The 18,283-nt window shown below is 31.2% G+C and carries 19 protein-coding genes; 4 read left to right on the top strand and 15 right to left on the bottom strand.

Features of this window, described 5'->3' with window-relative positions; genetic code table 11:
* Window positions 1–19 precede the first annotated feature (19 nt).
* The 8 genes from recN to B4E95_RS09635 form a co-directional block, all read right to left on the bottom strand.
* Entirely contained in the window at window positions 20–1,678 is a 1,659-nt protein-coding gene (gene recN / locus B4E95_RS09670) for a DNA repair protein RecN (protein WP_291091349.1), read from the bottom strand.
* On the bottom strand, window positions 1,679–2,587 hold the full coding sequence (locus B4E95_RS09665; RefSeq protein ID WP_115000576.1) for a DUF4835 family protein: 909 nt from the start codon (window positions 2,585–2,587) through the stop codon (window positions 1,679–1,681).
* Between the two features lie 8 nt (window positions 2,588–2,595).
* Window positions 2,596–3,795, bottom strand: coding sequence for a bifunctional phosphopantothenoylcysteine decarboxylase/phosphopantothenate--cysteine ligase CoaBC (coaBC, locus tag B4E95_RS09660; RefSeq protein WP_280035658.1), 1,200 nt, complete (start codon window positions 3,793–3,795; stop codon window positions 2,596–2,598).
* A complete protein-coding gene (locus B4E95_RS09655) occupies window positions 3,795–4,118 on the bottom strand; it encodes a DNA-directed RNA polymerase subunit omega (RefSeq protein WP_019973784.1) in 324 nt (107 codons plus the stop codon). Before B4E95_RS09655 ends, coaBC begins: the two co-directional genes overlap by 1 nt.
* Before the next feature lie 27 nt (window positions 4,119–4,145).
* Entirely contained in the window at window positions 4,146–5,027 is an 882-nt protein-coding gene (locus B4E95_RS09650; RefSeq protein ID WP_291074479.1) for an outer membrane protein assembly factor BamD, read from the bottom strand.
* Window positions 5,028–5,108: 81 nt separating this feature from the next.
* A complete protein-coding gene (locus B4E95_RS09645) occupies window positions 5,109–5,615 on the bottom strand; it encodes a ferritin (protein ID WP_291062550.1) in 507 nt (168 codons plus the stop codon).
* 12 nt (window positions 5,616–5,627) lie between these two features.
* A complete protein-coding gene (dapA, locus tag B4E95_RS09640) occupies window positions 5,628–6,506 on the bottom strand; it encodes a 4-hydroxy-tetrahydrodipicolinate synthase (protein WP_291091347.1) in 879 nt (292 codons plus the stop codon).
* A 226-nt stretch (window positions 6,507–6,732) separates the two neighbouring features.
* Window positions 6,733–7,200, bottom strand: a complete 468-nt coding sequence (locus B4E95_RS09635) for a hypothetical protein (RefSeq protein ID WP_038334238.1) — start codon at window positions 7,198–7,200, stop codon at window positions 6,733–6,735.
* 218 nt (window positions 7,201–7,418) lie between these two features.
* On the opposite strand from B4E95_RS09635, the gene B4E95_RS09630 reads away from it, so the two are divergent.
* Complete coding sequence (locus B4E95_RS09630) at window positions 7,419–8,084, top strand: HAD family hydrolase (RefSeq protein WP_291062548.1); 666 nt, start codon at window positions 7,419–7,421, stop codon at window positions 8,082–8,084.
* A 2-nt stretch (window positions 8,085–8,086) separates the two neighbouring features.
* On the opposite strand, the gene B4E95_RS09625 is transcribed toward B4E95_RS09630, so the two are convergent.
* The 4 genes from B4E95_RS09625 to B4E95_RS09610 all read right to left on the bottom strand — a co-directional run bounded on the left by B4E95_RS09625 (window position 8,087) and on the right by B4E95_RS09610 (window position 12,056).
* Window positions 8,087–9,856, bottom strand: coding sequence for a MutS-related protein (locus B4E95_RS09625; protein ID WP_291091344.1), 1,770 nt, complete (start codon window positions 9,854–9,856; stop codon window positions 8,087–8,089).
* A gap of 92 nt (window positions 9,857–9,948) precedes the next feature.
* Window positions 9,949–10,557 carry a fumarylacetoacetate hydrolase family protein gene (locus B4E95_RS09620; RefSeq protein ID WP_291062544.1) on the bottom strand — a complete coding sequence of 203 codons (609 nt, stop codon included), beginning with the start codon at window positions 10,555–10,557 and terminating at the stop codon, window positions 9,949–9,951.
* A 3-nt stretch (window positions 10,558–10,560) separates the two neighbouring features.
* On the bottom strand, window positions 10,561–11,319 hold the full coding sequence (locus tag B4E95_RS09615) for a 3'-5' exonuclease (protein WP_038334216.1): 759 nt from the start codon (window positions 11,317–11,319) through the stop codon (window positions 10,561–10,563).
* Complete coding sequence (locus tag B4E95_RS09610; RefSeq protein ID WP_260509556.1) at window positions 11,316–12,056, bottom strand: CDP-alcohol phosphatidyltransferase family protein; 741 nt, start codon at window positions 12,054–12,056, stop codon at window positions 11,316–11,318. Before B4E95_RS09610 ends, B4E95_RS09615 begins: the two co-directional genes overlap by 4 nt.
* 105 nt (window positions 12,057–12,161) lie before the next feature.
* On the opposite strand from B4E95_RS09610, the gene B4E95_RS09605 reads away from it, so the two are divergent.
* Window positions 12,162–13,262: a PorV/PorQ family protein gene (locus B4E95_RS09605; protein ID WP_291091341.1), complete on the top strand. Its 1,101-nt coding sequence runs from the start codon at window positions 12,162–12,164 to the stop codon at window positions 13,260–13,262.
* Between the two features lie 29 nt (window positions 13,263–13,291).
* Here the strand turns inward: B4E95_RS09605 and B4E95_RS09600 are convergent, their stop codons facing one another.
* Window positions 13,292–14,128, bottom strand: coding sequence for a sulfurtransferase (locus tag B4E95_RS09600; protein WP_221854472.1), 837 nt, complete (start codon window positions 14,126–14,128; stop codon window positions 13,292–13,294).
* 456 nt (window positions 14,129–14,584) lie between these two features.
* Window positions 14,585–16,231, bottom strand: a complete 1,647-nt coding sequence (gene pafA / locus B4E95_RS09595; protein WP_291091339.1) for an alkaline phosphatase PafA — start codon at window positions 16,229–16,231, stop codon at window positions 14,585–14,587.
* A gap of 103 nt (window positions 16,232–16,334) precedes the next feature.
* Here pafA and B4E95_RS09590 point away from each other — a divergent pair, with 103 nt between their 5' ends.
* Complete coding sequence (locus B4E95_RS09590) at window positions 16,335–16,787, top strand: SRPBCC family protein (protein WP_291091337.1); 453 nt, start codon at window positions 16,335–16,337, stop codon at window positions 16,785–16,787.
* A 49-nt stretch (window positions 16,788–16,836) separates the two neighbouring features.
* Here the strand turns inward: B4E95_RS09590 and B4E95_RS09585 are convergent, their stop codons facing one another.
* Window positions 16,837–17,043, bottom strand: coding sequence for a hypothetical protein (locus B4E95_RS09585; RefSeq protein WP_038334195.1), 207 nt, complete (start codon window positions 17,041–17,043; stop codon window positions 16,837–16,839).
* Window positions 17,044–17,179: 136 nt separating this feature from the next.
* On the opposite strand from B4E95_RS09585, the gene B4E95_RS09580 reads away from it, so the two are divergent.
* The coding region (locus tag B4E95_RS09580) for a class II fumarate hydratase (RefSeq protein WP_291091335.1) at window positions 17,180–18,283 on the top strand (1,104 nt) is incomplete at its 3' end.

The raw sequence follows: 18,283 nt of genomic DNA, 5'->3' as shown, positions 1-18,283 counted from the left end.
TTTATATAATTTAAGAATTTTAATTCAAATTCATTAATTCTTTTGCTTGATTGATTGCTGCATCTGTCAATTCTGAACCAGAAATCATTTGTGCAATTTCTTCTAAGCGTTGTTGTTGAGAAAGTTCTGTCACGTTTGTTTGCGTTGTTTCGTTTACGACTCCTTTGTAAACTTTTAGCTGATAATTTCCTTTTGAAGCGACTTGTGGCAAATGCGTAATCACTAAAAGCTGCATATTTTCTGCCATTGTTTGCATTACTTTTCCTGTTTCATTCGCAACTTTTCCAGAAATTCCTGTATCTATTTCATCTAAAATTAATGTAGGCAAATGTTGATGAGTTGCCAATAATTTTTTAATCGCTAACATCAATCGAGAACGTTCTCCACCAGAAACAGATTTCTCAAAAATACGAGGTTCCATTCCTTTATTTGCTGAGAATAGAAACAAAACTTCATCTTTTCCAGTTGCTGTAAAATCTGCTGTTTCGTTTAATTGAATGGTTAATTGAGAATTTTCCATTCCCAATTGTGACAACGTATTCAAGATATTTTTTCGGATAATTTCGATAGAAGAAAATCTATTTTTTCTAATTTTAATTGATTGTTTTTCAAGTTTTTCTGAAATAGAATTCAATTCTTTATTTAAGTGAATAATTAAATCACTCAAATTATCAAAACCAGAAGTTTGACTTTCTAATTCGTCACGTTTAGCAATTAATTCTTCAACAGAAATCACATTATGTTTACGCAATAATTTATGAATCAAATCGTAACGATCAGTAATTTCTTGTAATCTTTCAGGATTAATTTCAGTCGAATCTATCAAACTACTCATTTCACCCGAAATATCTTGCAATTCTATTTTTGATGAAATCAATCGCTCGTAAATCAAATTGTATTGCGAATTATAATCCGAAATTTTATTCAATTTATTGCTTGCTTCATTCAATTGAGAAATTATTCCCATTTCAGGATGCTCCAAAAATTGATAAGTTTCATTCAAAATCGAAATAATTTCTTCTACATTTGATAAAGATTTTATCTCGATTTCCAATTGTTCTAATTCCTCATTTTTTAGCGAAGCATTGTTCAATTCTTCCCACAAATGCAATTTATATTCTAAATCTTGCGATTGATTTTCTAACGAATTTTGAGCATCTTTTATCTTTTTCTTTGTTGAAATATAGTGGTTAAAATCTTTCCTATATTCTTTCAATAAGTCTTTGTTTTCTCCGTAAATATCCAACATCGAAAGTTGAAAATCAGCTTCAAAGATTTTAGGGGTATTAAATTGAGAATGAATATCAATCAATAATTCTGATAATTCCTGTAAAATAGAGACTTTAACAGGTGTGTCATTGATAAAAGCACGCGATTTTCCAGAAGGTAATAATTCTCTTCTCAAAATAGATTCGTCTTCATAATCTAAATCATTCTCTTCGAAAAAATCATTTAATTCAAGATTTTTAATCTCAAAAACAGCTTCGATAATACATTTTTCATCAACATTTTTCAAGGCTTTTAAATCGGCACGTTCGCCTAAAACTAATTTTAAAGCACCTAACAAAATCGATTTTCCAGCACCAGTTTCACCGGTAATTGTGGTCATACCTTGATGAAAATCAATCTCCAATTGATCGATAATGGCGAAATTATTAACGCGAAGAGTTTTTAACATTTACTTTTTCAATTTATTCCAATAATTGTCGTTGTATTTTGGCGCGATTGAATTTAAAATTCCTTTCAGTTTCTCGATATTCACCGTAGAAACCTGTCCGCCTGAAAATACTTGACTAATTTCGCTATTTTTTGCTGTTAAGAAAAGTTCTAAAGGATAAAATTGAGAATAATTTCCTCTTTGGTAAAATTCTAACTGCAATAGAGTATTTCCAATAGCATTTTTACCACGAACTTCGTTCTCAGACATAATGTCTAAGCCGTTTCTATGATATTGATAGATGATATTTCGAAGTGTAGAATTATCCGATTTTAAAATATTGTTAATTAAGGCGGTACGCGATTTTATTCCATCTAATTCGCTCCAACCAGAGAAATTATTGTTCGCTTGACCGAAATCTGCAATTTTCTTCGCCATTTTGAAATACTCTGTTCCGCCTTCTTTCGCAAATGTATCTGCATCATATCCCAAAACTAAATAAATGTAATACGTCAATACATCTGTCAAATTTTTTCCACTGAATTTACGATCATTGAAAATTAATTCTTCAGATTCTTGGTATTGAAACGTAAAATTATCGTCAGATAAATTAAGAACAGGCGTATAGTACGTTGAGTTAAAAACAGGACGACGAGATTGTACCAAAATAGTACCTTTCATTCTGTTTCCCTCACGTTCCGTTACATTGATGACGAAACTAGCTTCAATTCTTTCGTATGTTTTTAAACGATCATTTGTCCATTTTGTTGAATTAATAAACGTTTTTAATGATCTTTCTAAAGTTTGATAAACCTGTGTATTAGATCCCTGAACCTGAGAATAATCGACTTTTACATCTGCAATAATATTTTGCGAGAAAGCCGAAATAGCTAAACACGACGAAAAGAAAATTGAGGCTAATTTCTTCATAATAAATTTTATAACTTATTTAAAATGACATTCAAAATATCTTTTGCAACATCTGTTTTTGATTTTGCATCAAATTGTTGCATCGATAAATCTTTATCAATAATTGTAATTTTGTTTGTATTCTTCTGAAAACCAGCTTCTTTATCTTGCATCGAATTAAGAACAATAAAATCAAGATTCTTTTTGGCTAATTTTTTCTTTGCATATTCTTCTTCGTTATTCGTCTCTAATGCAAAACCAACCAATAATTGATGTGTTTTGATTTCGCCTAACGATTTTAGAATATCAGGATTTTTCACCAATTCGATAATTAAATTATCATCGTTTTCTTTCTTAATTTTATGCTCAGCCATTTTTTTTGGACGATAATCTGCAACAGCCGCTGACATTACCACAGCATCAGCATCAGCAAAATTAGCGTGCATCGCTTCGTACATATCACGAGCAGAAACAACATTTATTCGATCGATAGGAAAACCTGTAACAGACTCGTGACTTGGACCACTAACCAAGGTAACTTTTGCACCCAAATTAGCAGCAGCTTTTGCTATCTCGAATCCCATTTTTCCCGAAGAATAATTACCTATAAAACGAACAGGATCTAAGTTTTCGTATGTAGGACCAGCAGAAACTACTACTTTTTTTCCGTGAAGTGGGAGAGTAGCTTCGATTGTACTTTCCAAAAACGCAATAATGTTTTCAGGTTCAGCCATTCTACCTTCTCCAATTAATCCACTTGCTAATTCTCCAGCTTCAGCAGGAATACAAATATTTCCGAAAGATTCTAATTTAGCAATATTTTCTAAAGTTGATGGATGTTTGTACATATCCAAATCCATTGCTGGAGCAAAATATACAGGACATTTAGCCGAAAGATAAGTTGCTAGAACTAAATTATCACATGTTCCATCTGCCATATGTGACAACGTATTTGCTGTGCAAGGTGCAATAATCATATAATCTGCCCAAAGAGCATATTCCACATGATTATTCCAATCCCCTTTATCACCGAAAAATTCCCATTCGACAGGATTTTTAGAAAGTGTGGAAAGTGTAAGTGGAGTAACGAAGTTTTGAGCTTCTGGCGTCATAATAACTTTAACATCAGCTCCTTTTTTGATTAGCCCTCTAACAAGAAAAGCGGCTTTGTAGGCCGCTATTCCGGCAGAAACTGCCAAAAGAATTTTTTTACTATGTAAAACAGACATTATTTATCCTCATTTGGATTTCTGTAATATACGTCATTGTCTAACCATTCCTTAACCGCAATAGAAGTCGGTTTAGGTAATCTTTCGTAGAATTTTGAAACTTCGATTTGCTCTCTATTTTCAAAAACTTCTTCTAAAGAATCTGTATGTGCAGCAAACTCATCCAATTTCTGAATTAATTCAGTTTTCATTTCTTGGTTGATTTGTTCTGCTCTTTTACCCATAATTACAATCGATTCGTATAAGTTTCCTGTTTTCTCATCGATTTTATTACGATCATAAGTTTGTGTTGTTGGTGCTGCACCGATATCCTTGAAATTCATAATGAAAGAATTTTATATATTTTACTATTATTTATTATTTTGCTCTTTGCTTAATTCAGCTTGATCAGCTTCAAATTTCTTTTTAGCTACTTCTATATCAGCTAATTGTTTTTTAGTCTCAACCATATCTTTGTCGATTTTCTCCATCAATTTATCAGCTTCTGCTTTAAATTTTGTTTGCGGATAATATCTTGTTAACAAAAGATATTGCGTTCTGGCATCTTGTAAACGTAAATCTTTGTTTTCGATACGAGAGAAATTTAATGCCAATTCTGTTTTAGAACGTAATGAATACATCATTGCTTCTTCACGAAATTTAGAATCAGGATATTCATCAACCATATTGTCAAAAGAAACTCCAGCAGCCTTGTATTTCATTGTTTTGTAATAAACTTTAGAAATTTCGAAAGACTTTAATTCTAATTTTTGTCTAAGTTCTGTAATATAATTATTCGCTTCTGCAACGTGTGCTGATTCTGGATACGAATTGATAAACCCTTGTAACTCACTGATTGCTGTATATGTACTTGTTTGATCCAAGTCATATTTTGGCGAATCTTTGTAATAAGAAAATGCCGATTTGAACAAAGCTTCTTCTGCGCGGCTATCTATAGGATAAGCTCCTGCAAAGCTTTTGAATTGATGTCCTGCTAAACGGAAACTTTTTTCGTTAAAGTTACCTTGTGCCATATTATAGGCAATGTCCGCAGATTTTTCTGTTCCTACAAATGATGTAGAAATTTTTTCATACAATTCGTTTGCCAAATCATATTTACCATCTTGATACAATTGTGTAGCCAATGTAAAGATTTCGTCTTTATCCGTACTTTTCATCGCTTTGTTATAGGTCTTGTTACAAGACACTAAAGAAGCGCCAATTAAAACTACTAAGCTTAGTTTTTTAAACATTCTGCAAATTTAATAAAATTTGAGGACTAAAGTATAAAATATTTTTTTCTTATCCTCTTAATAAAATCTCAAAGTTTTGATTTATTCCAATGTTGTTACTGAGCTTAATGTAACTATATCACGATCAAATAGATATAAACCTCCTTTGTCAGATCCAATCATTTCTAACTTATCTAAGATATTTCTGGCTAATTTTTCTTCCTCAATTTGCTCAGAAACATACCATTGCAAGAAATTGTGAGTTGAATAGTCTCTTTCTTCTAATGTTAAGCCTACAATGTCGTTAATTGATTCAGAAACAAAGCATTCGTGGTTTAAAATTGCAGTAAAAACTTCTTTCAATGTTGTGAAATCTTGTTTTGGTTCTTCAATTTGTGGAACAAACGCTTTTCCGCCTCTTTCGTTAATAAATTTAATTAATTTTAACATATGCATACGTTCTTCGTCTGCATGCGAGTACAAGAAATTTGCAGTTCCTTCCAAACCTTTCACTTCTGCCCAAGAAGCCATAGCTAGATATAATTGAGAAGAATCTCCTTCTAATTTGATTTGTTTGTTTAATGCGTCTAATATTGTATCTTTTATCATAGCTTTATTTTTTTAAATGTTTGATAATAATTGGTTAATTTTTGTTGTCAAGTTAGCGGTTGCAGGAACTAAAGGTAATCTTGTAAATGGTTTACAAATGCCTTTGTTATCTAAAACAGCTTTTATTCCGCAAGGATTTCCTTCCTCGAAGATAGCACGTGTAATTTCTACAACTTTGTAATGACCTTCGTAAGCAGCAACAACTTCTTTGTTGATTGCTTTGCGAATCATATCTGTAAAAACAGTTGGAACACCTTGTCCAATAACAGAAATAACACCAGAACCTCCAGCTAAAGTCATTGGAACTGCGAATTCATCATCACCAGAAATAATATTGAAATCTTCGCGTGTGTTTTTACGAATAATATCTGTTGATTGTAAGAAATCTGGTGAAGCTTCTTTAATCGCAACAATATTTTTGAATTCATTTGCCAAACGAATTGTTGTATCTGCTGAGATATTAGAACCCGTTCTACCAGGAACATTATACAAAATGATGTTAGCATCTGTACTTTCTGCAATCGCTTTATAATGTTGGTAAATTCCTTCTTGATTTGGTTTATTATAATAAGGAGAAACTGTAAGAACTGCGATATAATCACTCAAATCTGTTTCTTGATATTCATTAATAACTTCTGCCGTATTGTTACCTCCAATACCCAAAACCATCGGAACACGATTAGCATTCGCCTTCTTTATTGTTTCAATTACCTGTTTCTTTTCATCCTTTGTAAGTGTTGCTGCTTCTGCAGTAGTTCCCAAAATAACTAAATACTCAACACCGCCATCGATACTATAGTTTACTAAATTTTCTAATGCAGCATAATCTACGGTACCATTTTGTTGAAAAGGCGTAACCAAAGCAACTCCTGTCCCAATTAATTGTTTCATCTTCTATAAATGTTATTAAATCTAATACTAAGTTAAAATTCGGAATTATATCTTGAATAATCAAATAATAGTGCTAATCTATAATTGGTCTTAGATAAAATCCAAAATCTTTCAAAAATAGCGATTAATTTATAGGAATAAAATTAATTTAAGCCAATGTTTTATGATTTTACTTATAAAAAAAAGCCACTCAAAACGAGTGGCTCATATTATTTCTAACTTTAGATTAGTTAAATGTATATTTAAATCCTAAAGAAAAACGACCAGCTTCAAAATCTGAATCATTTGATAATCTCCAATCAGGCTTCCAATCAAAATGTAAAGCCAAAGGAGCAGATGGAATTTTATATTCTAAACCTGCTTGTGGACGAATACCAAATATTGTTTTATCTTCATAATATCCTTTATCTACAAAAGTTAATTGAGGTCCAACCCCTACATACCATCCTAAGCCATTTGTACCAGAAAAAGGTTGATTATATGTATAATCTGCACCTAAAACAGTAACATGATCTCCAAACATCACCTGTACATTACCAGCGTTTTTACCATCAAAAGAGTGTTTGAATTGTGGACCTACTAATGTTTCTCCATCTCCTAAATCTACAACAACACCTAAAGCATTTTTATAGTTTTGAGCATTTACTTGAGAAATTCCTAATGCCATTACAGCAACTAATAATACTTTTTTCATTTTTATTAAATTTTCAGTTTTTAACTTTGTTATACCATCTATTTTACAAAAAGCGTGCAAATGTTATCTTAATGTTAAGTTTTAACATTTTTAATCGAATAATAATTATATATATTGCTTTGTATGAGTAAGATATTTGACTAATTTAAAATCATTCTAAAGTTTAAACTTTTACATTATTCTCTTAAAAAAGTTAATTTTGTAGAAACAAAACAATAATGATTAAAACTGTAATTTTCGATATGGACGGCGTAATCGTCGATACAGAACCAGTACATAAATATGCTTATTTCGAACATTATAAAGAACTGAATATTCCAGTTACGGAAGAATTATTTGCTACATTTACAGGACAATCGACAAAGAATGTTTATCAAATTCTGAAAGATAAATTTGATCTGAAAGAAGAAGTGAACGATTTGGTTTTGAGAAAACGTACCATCTTTAATGAAGCTTTTGACACAAAACCTGATTTGTATTTGATTGACGGGGTTGAGAGTTTGATTAAAGATTTTTACAGTAATGGAATCGAACTGATTTTGGCGTCCTCGGCTTCAAAATCGACAATTGATCGAGTTTTTAATCGTTTTGAGTTGAATCAATATTTTACGCATAAAGTTTCTGGCGAAAACTTTCCGAAGTCAAAACCAGATCCTGCTATTTTTCTACATGCAGCTGATTTGGCTAAATCTAAACATGCTGAATGTATAGTTATCGAAGATAGTAAAAATGGAGTGGAAGCGGCTTTCCGTGCGAATTTGTATTGTTTAGGTTACAAAAGTGCAAATTCGAAACAACAAGATATTTCAAAAGCAGATTGTATTGTAGATGATTTTAATACGATTGATGCAAATTTTATTAAAGAATTTGAATTAACAATTTAAGATTAATCAATAATCTTAAATTGTTTCATTAAGAAAATGGCATTCATCATTTTGGTTGTGCCTTTTCTTAATTTATAATCTGAATAATAATTGTTGTCCACATTTTTTAATTCGAAACAATAATTAATAATATGATCCCGGTTTTCACCTTCCATTTTCGTTAATTCTAAATCGTGAGTAGCGATAAAACCAATCAATTTTGTGGGAGATTTAATCAATTTTTCTAAAAATTTTTGTGAACCAATTAGTTTATCTTCTGAATTTGTTCCTTTTAAAATCTCATCTAAAATGATGATTTGTGGTTGATCATTTTCTAAACGTTCAATCAAAATTTTCAATTTATTAATTTCATTTTTGAAATAAGAATCGCCAGAAGACAAATTATCAACCGTTCTGATACTTGTAAATAAATCCATTGGGTAAAACGACATTTTTTCTGCACTCACTTTTGCGCCGTTCATCGCTAAAACCAAATTTGTTCCAACTGTTCTTAAAAATGTACTTTTTCCAGCCATATTTGCCCCTGTAATAATCGCAATATTGTTTGGACGATTTGTTTCAAAATCATTTTTTATAACTGTTTTTTCATCTAATAAAGGATGAAAACCATTCGTAATTTTTAATTCATAAGGTTCTTCAACAATTTCTGGATACGTAAACATTTTGTATTTATCATTAAACAAAGCAAACGACACAAAAGCCTCTAATTTAGCCAATTCATCTAACCAAGGTTTGATTTGATGAACCGTTTTTTGAATTTCATTTTCAAATTTGATCGAATAATGTAAACGCCACAAGAAAAATGTATTCAACACAAATCCGACAATCGGGAAATTTGCTGCATCTAAAGTTTCTTTTGTTGAAGAAATTGTCTTGATTAAATCCGATGATTTGAAAGGATTTACAAATGTATTTTGAATTTCTACATTTAGTTTTGATTCAAAATTTTCATTTTCTATATGTCGAAAAACTTCATATAAATTATCCAATTCATCTGCTTTCATTGTCGTATAAGCCACAATTCGTCTTAGTTGTTGCTTATAAAACATGTAAATTGCATTCGAAACAATGACTGCACCTAAAATCCAATAAAAAACAATTTCTTTCGGAAAACCAATAATTGCTAAAGCGATAAAACACAAAATATTCAGAACAGAAAAGATGAGTGGAAATAATTTTATTGAATCAGTATTGAATACACGATTTTCGAACACAAAAATTGAAAATTGATTCATGTTTAATCGCTTTGTAAATGTCAAAAATGTCACAATCCAATTTCTTTTTTCAGCCAATTCTGTAAATGCATTTTGTCTATCAATAATTTCTGATTTGTCTAAAATCAAATTCGATAAAAAATGTTTCAACTGTAAATTTCCAATTCGAGTTTGCGTTTTATTGATTCGATTGAAGATTGAATTTCCTTCTAGAATATCTAAATCTTTGTTGTAAACATTATTGAATTGAGAATTATCTTCAACAAATTGATCGATAGAATCATCCGTTTTTATTTGATTAATAATTTCTAATGCTTGAATTGAATAATTGAGTTGCGAAGAAATTTTAGAAGTTTTAACTACTAAAACGATGAAAACAATAAATAAAATAGAAGAAATAATCAAATACAAATTGTTGCTCGACGTAACATAAAGCAAGAATAATACAATTGAAATAATAAATGCAACAAGTCTGATATTGCTGATTTTATTCTTTTTAGATTTCAATATATTAAAATCATTTTGTAGTTTTTCTTCTATTTTTAGATAGTCTTCCATTCTTAATTTTATTTCTGATTAAAGGTAGTGGTATAAATAATAAAAGAGCGAAATTTCGCTCTTTTAAATTGTTGTTTATATAATTGTATGAATTACAACACTTTTATTTCGAATACTTTTTCATCATTCAAATAACCTTCTAACGTATCTTTTGAATTGATTTTAGAAACTCCTGCTGGCGTTCCTGTAAAAATTAAATCGCCTTTTTTCAAGGTAAAATATTTGGAACATTCCGCAATCAACGTGTTGATATGAAAAATCATATCTTTTGAATTTCCAGTTTGTACGTTTTCTCCATTTCGATCTAATTTGAACGCTAAATTATCTAAATCAAAATTTTCTTTTGCATAGAAATCCGAAGCAAATGCAGAACCATCAAAAGCTTTCGCAATTTCCCAAGGAAAACGTTTTTCTTTTAATTCTTGCTGTACATCGCGTGCTGTAAAATCAATTCCTAAACCTATTTCTGAAAAATAACGATCTGCAAATTGAGGCTGAATCATTTTTCCAACTCGATCAATTTTAATTACAATTTCCGTTTCAAAATGAACTTCTTTTGTAAAACTTGGAATTACAAAAGGAAAACCTTTTCGCAAAATTGCAGAATCCGGTTTCATGAAAAACATTGGAGATTCTGGAATTGGATTATTTAATTCCTTTGCATGTTCGACGTAATTTCGTCCGACACAAATAATTTTCATCGCTTAAAAACCGTTTTGTAATTTGATTCGTGTAAAAACTTTCTTTGTATATAAAGGAAAATCAGCATTCTGAATCCACGCATAATAACCTGGATCTTTCGCAAAGATATCCGTCACAACTTGTCCTTTATACTTGCCAAACGAAATAATTTCTTGGTCTTTATCATTGTACTGAATAAATCCAGCTAAATCAGCCGTTTTGCGTTGAGAAGAAAATTCGCTCAAAAATTTATTGTCATTTTCAAGCTCGTCATATTTCTCGATTTGCGCCATCAAAACTTCGTAAGTCGCAATTGTATCAGCTTCCGCAGAATGTGCATCAATCAAATCTTTATCGCAATAATACTTATAAGCAGCGCTTAAATTGCGAGGTTCCATTTTATGATAAATCACTTGCACATCAATTGGACGATGTTTTGATAAATCAAAATCAAAACCATTACGTAATAATTCTTCTGCTAAAAGTGGAATATCAAAACGATTTGAATTATATCCTGCCAAATCAGAATCTTTAATCATTTCCATAATCGCAGGGGCAAGTTCTTTGAAAGAAGGCGCATCGGCAACATCTTCGTCAGAAATTCCGTGGATTAAAGTTGTTTCTGGTGGAATTGGAATTCCAGGATTAACTTTCCAAGTTTTTACTTCTTTTGAACCGTCTGTCAAAGCTTTCACGATAGAGATTTCAACAATACGGTCTTTTGAAACATTAGTTCCAGTTGTTTCTAAATCAAAGAAACAGATATTTTTAGTTAATTTCATTTTGTAATTTCTTTTCTAAAAATGATTGAGATAAGGATGTACAATAAGATGATTAGCGGAATTGCAGCAACTTGCAACCAAGCCACTAAACCTAATGTAATGATTAAGAAAATATATTTATAATAATTTTCTGCCCAACTCAATCCTTTAAATTTTAAGGCAAATAATGGTAAATCGACAATTAATAAAACACTAAATACAATAGAAACGGCAATTAATAAATACGGATCAACAGATGGATTTATAATTTGTCCATTATTGTAATAGATAGAAAATAATGAGAAAATAAATAAGGTATTTGATGGTGTTGCCAAACCTTTGAAATACGTTGCTTGATCTTCATCTAAATTAAATTTTGCCAAACGTAACGCCGAAAAAGCTGGAACTAAAAAAGCAAATAAAGAAATTGCAGCAATTTTTAAATTCTCATTTTCATAAATAAAATCAGTTGAAAAATGATTGAACATCGAAAATAACATCAATCCTGGTACAACACCAAACGAAATACAGTCTGCCAAAGAATCCAATTCTTTTCCAATCGGGCTACCAATATTCATTAATCGTGCAACCATTCCATCCAAAAAATCAGCAACTAATGAAATCAACATCAAAACCATCACAATTGTAACTGTGGTGGTTGTGATTTGAGCATTGCTCGAAATCATGAAAATGGCTGATAATACACCACACGAAAGATTAAGTAGTGTTAGAAAATTTGGAATTGTAAATAATTTCATAAATGAATTTTTCATCACAAAAGTACAAACAAAAATTAATGTGAATCCTTTTTAGACACAATAAAACCACTATTTTTGAGTTTTTATATTCGTAATTCATCAATTTTGAAAAAAACATTCCTTATATTATCTGTTCTGGCAAGTCAATTTGCTTTTTCTCAAACCACACGCAAATATTCGAACGAGTTTTTGAATATTGGTGCAGATGCGCGCTCGTTTGCAATGGGTAATGCGGTTGTGGCGAATATTGGAAATGCAAATGCGGCTTATTGGAATCCTGCTGGATTAACGGAAATTACCTATGATTGGGAAGCTGCAGCAATGCATGCTGAATATTTTCAGTCGATTGCAAAATTTGATTATGCGGTGGTTGCAATTCCGTTGAGAGAAAGTAATTCTACTATTGCATTTTCGTTTACACGTTTTGGTGTTGATGACATTTTGAATACGACAGAATTAATTGATAATCAAGGAAATATTAATTACGATAAAATCTCTAAATTTTCCACAGCAGATTATGCTTTGACGATGTCTTATGCGGGGAATGTATTCAACAATAAAGATATTCAGTTTGGTGCAAATGCTAAAATCGTTTATCGACATATTGGGAAATTTGCGCAAGGATTTGGTTTCGGAATTGATCTTGGTTTGCAATATCGTACCGATAATAAAATGTATTTTGGTTTGATGGCACGAGATATTACAACAACTTTCAATGCGTGGAGTATCAATAAACAAAAGGTAAAAGAAATCACGATTGACGAACCAAATAATGAAGGTGAGCCAACAATTTTGAATGATTTACCTGGAGAGAATATCGAATTAACAATGCCTAAATTGCAATTTGGAGTTGGAAAACGTTTTGATTTTAATGAACGAGTTTCGTTATTGGGAGAGGTTGATATGAATATCGAATTTCAACAAACGAATGCCGCAATTTCTGGAAAAGGATTTTCGATTTCGCCGCAAGTTGGTCTTGAATTAGGTTATGATGACATGGTTTTTGTACGTGGTGGATTGAATAATTTACAGAAAATTTCGCAATTTGATGGAAAAGATAAAACTCAAATTCAGCCAAATGTTGGGGTAGGTTTCAAATACAAAGGAATCTCGATTGATTATGCTTTGACAAACTTTGGAGACAGTGGTTTAGGATTATATTCTAACATTTTCTCAGTCCGTTTCGAGATGGATAAATGGAGATAAGTAAAAATATCTTACAGACTTTTTTTACATTAATTTTCCTCAATCGGTAAATTTTCTTCAGCGCCCCATTCAGACCAAGAACCATCATAAACTTTTACCTTATTAAAACCTGCAATTGTCGAAGCTAAGGCTAGGATGGAAGCTGTAATTCCAGAACCGCACGAAAAAATATTTTCTTTGGATGAATCTGTCAATTTTTCGAAAATTGCTTTCAGTTCTTCTTTTGATTTATATGTTGTATCAGCCAAAACATTTTCAAAAAATAAATTCTTAGAAGTTGGAATATGTCCACTTCGTAAACCTTGTCTTGGCTCAGGAGAAGTACCCTTGAAACGCCCTTCTGATCGTGCATCTAGAATCATTTTAGAATCATCATTTATTGCATTTAACATAACTTGTGTATCAGCAAACCAATTTAATTGAAAATCAGCAATAAAGTTACCTTTTACAGTAGATTGAAAATAAATAGAAGTTGTGACAAAATTATTATCGATCCAAACGGGTAATCCGCCATCTAAAACATATATTTCATTGTATCCCATTGCTTTGAACATCCACCAAACTCTCGGACTCGAATAAACGCCCCAACGATCATAACAAACGATGATAGAATCTTGATTAATGCCCAAATTTTGAGCTTCTTTTGTGAAAATTTCTTCATCAACAAGTGTATGAGGAAATTGCGAAGAATGATCAGAAAATTTTCCTTCCAAATCAAAGAAAATAGAATTCGGAATTAATTTTAATTCTTGATCTTTTATTGATTTTCCGACTTTATCAATCGTACAATCTAAAATAATTAAATTTTTAAGATGTAAATTATCATGTAATTCTTGTGTTGATATGATTGGTGAATTGAAAGTCATTTCTAATTTATTTCTTATAAAAGTAAAAAAACGTAACCATATTTGGTTACGTTTTCTTATCTATCTTATTTATTTTTTCTTTAACTGATAATTTTGTGCTAAAGCTCCAGTAATATTGTGCAGAATATTAAAAATTATCCATTTATACAATGTTGTTTTTGGAATATTATAACGTTCTATAATTTCTCATGATTTTGTATAATTATCTTCTATTACAAATCAACGAAAAATGCTGATTTTCCTCTTAAAACAAATCCCTCATTACCCCCTCTTATTTATATTTTTCTCATTATCAATAATATGAGCTTATTATTTATCAAAATAATGTTATAGATGTTAATCGTTAATTTCTTTAATTATAAAATTTAAACAATTGAAATAGAGTAAATAATAATTATAGAAACAAAAAAAAACGCAACTAATTAAGTTGCGTTTTTAGAATTATCTTTTATAAGATTATTTTGGATTTGTTACTTCAGAAACTGGTTCGCCAATATTTCCGTTTGGCTCTTCTATATGTAGCAAAGCGGCAACTGTAGGTGCGATATCTGTCATATAAACACGGTTATTATTTTTACCATGTTTTATACCCCAACCCATCAAAACAAATGGAATGTGAGCATCGTAAGCCCCCCAAGTTCCGTGTGTTGTTCCTCCAGCATTTTGTTTTCCGCCGTACCATTGTGGTTCTAAAATATAAGTAATAGCACCGCTACGTTTACGATTGTAACCGTTAACCATTCGTTCTTTGATAATTGTAGGAATAGAAGCTTCTCCAATTTTATCCATATCAGCTACGAAAGAAACGCCATCAACTTTTTGCATAAATTTTACGATTTCTTCTTTGATATCTTCTTCGTCTAATTTATTTTTTTCGATTGTTTGATAATTCAAATGAACTTGATAATTTGTCAATGAGCGTACAATATCAATAGATTTGAATTTCTCTTGTAATTTAGCGTTCAATGCTTTTTTTACTTCTCCAGTTGGAAAGTATCCTGCATTACCTTTTTTATCTTGGAAATACTTTGGATTATGAGCTCCACCATGATCAGCAGTTAGGAAAACTAAATATTGTCCTTTTCCAACTTTTTGGTCTAAATGACTAAATAATTGTTCCAAATCTTTATCTAAACGCAAATAAGTATCTTCGGCTTCGATTGTATTCGGTGAAAATTGATGTCCAACATAATCAGTAGAAGAGAAACTAACCGCTAAGAAATCTGTAATTCCTTTCTCGTTTTGACCTAATTTTTCGTTATCAATAATTTCGATTGCGATATCTTTTGTCAACGAATTTCCGAAAGGAGTAGAACGAATCAAACCTAAACCATTGTCTTTTTTCAGCGCTTTCAAATCATAAGGAAATTGCATTTTATCTAATCCTTTATAATTTTCGCGATATGGATTTCCATCTTTTTCACTTTGTACATAAGTATCAATCGGATAAAGTGTGTTCCATTTGTCTAAATATTTTTCAGCAACTTTTTTATCATTGAATTTTTGTAACCATTTTGGCAACTCATTCATATAAAATGTACTCGAAACCCAGTTTCCAGATTCTCCATCAAACCAAAAAGCAGCATCAGCAAAATGACCTGCAGGTAATATTCCTCCACGATCTTTTAAAGAAACTCCATATACTTTTGAACGGAAATTTGTTGATAATTTTAATTGATCAGTAACTGTAGAAGTTAACAAGTTTTTTGGAGACATTTTTCCTGCTTTTGATGAAGTTCCAACCCCATTTACAGCATCATCTTGCGTACAATACATTTCTTGCCCTGTTGCTTGAATGATAAAATCGTTCCCAGCAATTCCGTGAATAGCGGGAACAGAACCTGTATAAATAGTGCTATGACCGATAGCTGTATAAGTAGGTATATAAGGAATATAGGTATTTTCGTTGCTAAAACCTTCGTTTAACATACGATTGAAACCTCCTGTAGAATATCTATCTTGGTAACGATATAAATAATCCCATCGCATTTGATCGACAACGATACCAACTACTAGTTTTGGACGGCTAACCTCTTGTTGCGCATATAGCGAAAGACCGGCAAATAATCCTAAAACACTTAAAAAAGTCTTATTAAATTTCATTTTAAAAATTTTACAATAGCAAATGTAACAATTAAATTTTGGGCTAAATTTAAATAATAATTAAAAAATTAGTAAATTAAACAAAATCATAAAAAAATAGAGTATGAGTGCAAAGCCTGTAGAAATAGTAGAAATTTTTGATGTTTCAATTGATAAAGTGTGGAATGCCTTAACAACAAAAGCTGCTTTTGATAAATGGTATTTTGATATTGAGAAGTTTGTTCCAGAAGTTGGATTTGAGTTTGAATTTTATGGCGGATCGTATTTACATCATTGTAAAATAGTAGAAGTAGAACCGACTAAATTGTTAGCTTATACATGGAAATATCCTGTCTACGAAGGAAATTCTGTTGTTACATTTATTTTGGATGAATTAACAGATGAAATTGTTCCACAAACAAAATTAACGTTGATTCATGAAGGAATTGAAACTTTTCCGCCTGATGATAAGAATTTTTCACGGGAAAGTTTTGAAGCTGGTTGGACAGAAATTATCCGAATTAGTTTGAAAAATTATTTGGAAGGAAATTACGAAGCAGATTCGAAAGTAGAATAAATAAAAAAAGGAACTTCGTCAAGTTCCTTTTAATTTTTTTTACAGCTTATTATTTTTTGAATAATACTGTGATTCCTTCTTGATTTGGTAAAATCGGACGAGGATCTTCTGCTGTTACTATTCCTGCTTTTTCTTTTCTTAAATTCGCAACCCAAAATGGAATCCAAGAAATAGCCATCGTTGCAAAAAAGATGATACCCCAGAATCCGCATAAAGCGATTGTTAAAAATAATAAGAAACCTAAAAATTGAATCATGATTTTATTTTTATGTGATACAAACTTAGTAAATAAAATTTATAGAAATACTAACATTAATCACTTTTCTTTCATCAAACGATTTCTTAAATTTGTGAGATAAGTAAATATTATATAAATAATAAAAAATACCAAAATGGAATACAGAATTGAGAAAGATACCATGGGGGAAGTAAAAGTTCCTGCAGATAAATATTGGGGTGCTCAAACAGAACGTTCTCGTAACAACTTTAAAATTGGTCCTGCGGCTTCTATGCCTCACGAAATTGTAGAAGGTTTCGCTTATCTTAAGAAAGCTGCTGCTTATGCAAATGCTGAATTAGGTGTTTTACCTGTTGAAAAACGTGATGCTATTGCTGCTGTATGTGACGAAATCTTAGCAGGAAAATTAGATGATCAATTTCCTTTAGTAATTTGGCAAACAGGTTCAGGAACTCAATCTAATATGAATGTAAACGAAGTTATAGCTAATCGTGCTCAAGTATTAGCAGGAGGTAAAATTGGAGTAGGAGAACCTGTTTTGAAAGCAAACGATGACGTGAACAAATCTCAATCTTCTAACGATACTTACCCAACAGGTATGCACATTGCTGCTTACAAAGCTGTTGTTGAAGTAACAATTCCAGGTGTTGAGCAATTACGTGATACATTAGCTAAAAAAGCTGAAGAGTTTAAATCAGTTGTAAAAATTGGTCGTACACACTTAATGGATGCAACGCCATTAACTTTAGGTCAAGAGATTTCTGGATACGTAGCTCAATTAAACCACGGTTTAAAAGCTTTAAGAAATACATTAGAACATTTATCTGAAGTTGCTTTAGGGGGAACTGCTGTAGGTACAGGTCTTAACACGCCAGAAGGATACGATGTTTTAGTTGCTAAATACATTGCTGAATTTACAGGACATCCATTTGTAACAGCAGAAAATAAATTCGAAGCATTAGCTGCTCACGATGCAATCGTAGAAACTCACGGAGCTTTGAAACAATTAGCTGTTTCATTAAACAAAATTGCGAATGACGTTCGTATGTTAGCTTCTGGACCTCGTTCAGGTATTGGAGAAATTATCATTCCAGAAAACGAGCCAGGATCTTCTATCATGCCAGGTAAAGTAAATCCTACCCAATGTGAGGCTTTAACAATGGTTGCTGCTCAAGTTATGGGTAACGATGTTGCGATTACAATTGGAGGAACTCAAGGTCATTACGAATTGAATGTTTTCAAACCAGTTATGGCTGCA

The organism is Empedobacter sp. UBA7494, from assembly GCF_002478465.1.
Taxonomy (GTDB): Bacteria; Bacteroidota; Bacteroidia; order Flavobacteriales; family Weeksellaceae; genus Empedobacter; species Empedobacter falsenii_B.
The sequence above is the reverse complement of the archived record's forward strand: the minus strand, read 5'-3'. Positions and strand labels throughout refer to the sequence as shown.